Origin of the sequence: Burkholderia sp. E168m23, assembly GCF_016586125.1 — a bacterium.
GTDB lineage: Bacteria > Pseudomonadota > Gammaproteobacteria > Burkholderiales > Burkholderiaceae > Burkholderia > Burkholderia orbicola.
The window spans coordinates 1-2,077 of sequence record NZ_BCPP01001125.1 but is presented as its reverse complement, the minus strand read 5'-3'; the positions used below and the strand labels follow the sequence as shown (position 1 = coordinate 2,077).

Here is a 2,077-nt window from a genome sequence, read left to right as displayed (position 1 = left end):
CGATAACTTCGTATAATGTATGCTATACGAAGTTATTACGATCAACAACCGGGAAAACAGGGCGTGCGCCGCGGCTTCTTCGGCTACGACTACCGGCAGCTGCAGAAGGACCCGAACTGGAGCCCGGACGAGAGCCAGGCCAAGTCGATGGTCATGCGCCAGGGCCAGTTCATCATCTTCTGGTCGACGCTCATGCACGCGTCGCATCCGCACAGCGGGCTGACCGACAAGATGCGGCTGGGCTTCGCCGCGCGCTATCTGCCCAACTCGGTGCGCGTCTATCCGTATTCCAACACGCTGGAAGAATTCGGCGGCAGCGCCAGTCTCGACAAGTTCGGCTGCGTGCAGGTCGCGGGCCAGGACGCCTTCGGTCACAACCGTTTCGTCACCGAGAACGTCAACGGCTTCCGTTTCCAGGCCAACTAACCCGGCAGGAGCACTAAACACCATGAGCAATCGCAACGATATCACCGACATCGAGGCGTGGCTGGTCGAGGCCTGCGGTGCATTGGGCCTGCGGGTCGAGAACGCCGACAGCGACTTCTTCGCGGCGGGCGGCACCTCCATCACCGCGGTCAAGCTGCTTTCGCGCGTGGAAGAGCGCTTCGGCGAGGATGCGCTGACCCCGGAGGCGCTGTTCGAGCAGAGCCGCCTGTCCGACATCGCGAGCCACATCGCGCAACACAGCGAAACGCGCACCTCGTGACGCAGGTGCAAGCCGGCGCGGCCCAGGCACGGTGGTGCCTGGTTCCGCGCCCCGTGGCCGCTCCCCGGCTGCGGTTGATCTGTTTCGCCTATGCGGGCGGCAGCGCCGACCTGTTCCGCAACTGGGTCGAGTACCTCGCCCCGGATGTCGAGCTGGTGGCGGTGCGCCTGCCCGGCCGCGGCATGCGCCTGCGCGAGCCGCTGTACGGCGAATGGCCCGCGCTCGTCGAGGATTGCGCGAGCGCGCTCGCGCCGTATCTCGGCGAGCCGCACGCGCTGTTCGGGCACAGCTTCGGCGGCCGTCTCGCCTACGAGATCGCGCAGCGGATGCGCCCGGTGCTGCCGCCGGGCACCTGCCGGGGGCTGTTCATCGGCGGTTGCCGCAGCCCCGACAGTCCGCAGGCGCGGCCTTACCTGCACGAACTGCCGGAGCCGGCGTTCCGCGCCGCGTTGCGCACCATGGGCGGCACGCCGACCGAGGTGCTCGAAGATGAACGGCTGATGAACCTGATGCTGCCGATCATGCGCGCCGACATGCGGCTCGCGGAGCTGTGGGGCAACTGGCACCGCACGCCGCTCGACGTACCGCTGCATGTCTACTACGGCCACGCCGATCCGATCGACAGCGAGGCCAGCGTGGCCGGCTGGCGCGGCTTCACTACATCCGGATGCGAGCTGGTCGGGTTCGACGGCGCGCATTTCTTTCTCGATAGCCATCGCGAACCGCTGCTTGCGCACATGGCCACTCGTTTGAGGAGCTAGTTCGATGAAATCGCTTCGCTGCGATGAAGCCGCATGGTCGCTTCACGAGCGGATCAACCAGACGTCCGTGCCGTACCCTGACGATGCGAGCATCGGCGAGTTGTTCGACCGCGTTGTGGCGCGCCGGCCGGACGCGGCAGCCGTGATCACGGCGAGCCGCACCTGCACCTATCGTGAGCTGGACGACTGCGCCAATGCGCTGGCCTGGCGCCTGATCGACGAGGGCGTGCGCCCCGGCGACGTGGTCGCGCTGGTTCTGCCGCGCGGCGTGGATCTGGTGGCCGCCTTGCTGGCGATCGTCAAGGCCGGCGCGGCCTACCTGCCGCTCGACGCGGCCTGGCCCGCCCAGCGCATCGCGCACCTGCTCGAGCAGACCGGCTGCCGCCATGCGTTGTACGGCGCGGCCGGCCCGGCGCCCGCGGCGCTCGGCGCGTGCCGCGCGCTGCCGGTGTCGGTCGACGCGCTCCGCGAGGAAGGCCGACGCGAAGCGCCCCACGGGCGTGCGACGGCGGCCTCGATCGCCTACATCAACTTCACGTCGGGCTCCACCGGCCAGCCCAAGGGTGTGCCGATCGAGCATCGAAGCGTCGCGCGGCTGGTCTTCGGCGCG

General features: G+C 68.3%; 4 protein-coding genes. All 4 read left to right on the top strand.

From position 1 onward, the window contains the following. The first annotated feature begins 63 nt into the window (after positions 1-63). Positions 64-426 carry a phytanoyl-CoA dioxygenase family protein gene (locus JMF90_RS34820; RefSeq protein WP_236598101.1) on the top strand — a complete coding sequence of 121 codons (363 nt, stop codon included), beginning with the start codon at positions 64-66 and terminating at the stop codon, positions 424-426. Positions 427-448: 22 nt separating this feature from the next. Continuing rightward, a complete protein-coding gene (locus JMF90_RS34815; protein ID WP_011694533.1) occupies positions 449-706 on the top strand; it encodes a phosphopantetheine-binding protein in 258 nt (85 codons plus the stop codon). A 53-nt stretch (positions 707-759) separates the two neighbouring features. Continuing rightward, on the top strand, positions 760-1,467 hold the full coding sequence (locus tag JMF90_RS34810) for a thioesterase II family protein (RefSeq protein WP_227745917.1): 708 nt from the start codon (positions 760-762) through the stop codon (positions 1,465-1,467). A gap of 4 nt (positions 1,468-1,471) precedes the next feature. Further along, on the top strand, positions 1,472-2,077 hold a 606-nt coding region (locus JMF90_RS34805; RefSeq protein WP_201326137.1), incomplete at its 3' end, for an AMP-binding protein.

Bases quoted from the DNA above. Each gene is read 5' to 3' on its own strand.
- JMF90_RS34815 (WP_011694533.1), top strand. From the start codon at position 449: ATGAGCAATCGCAACGATATCACCGACATCGAGGCGTGGCTGGTCGAG.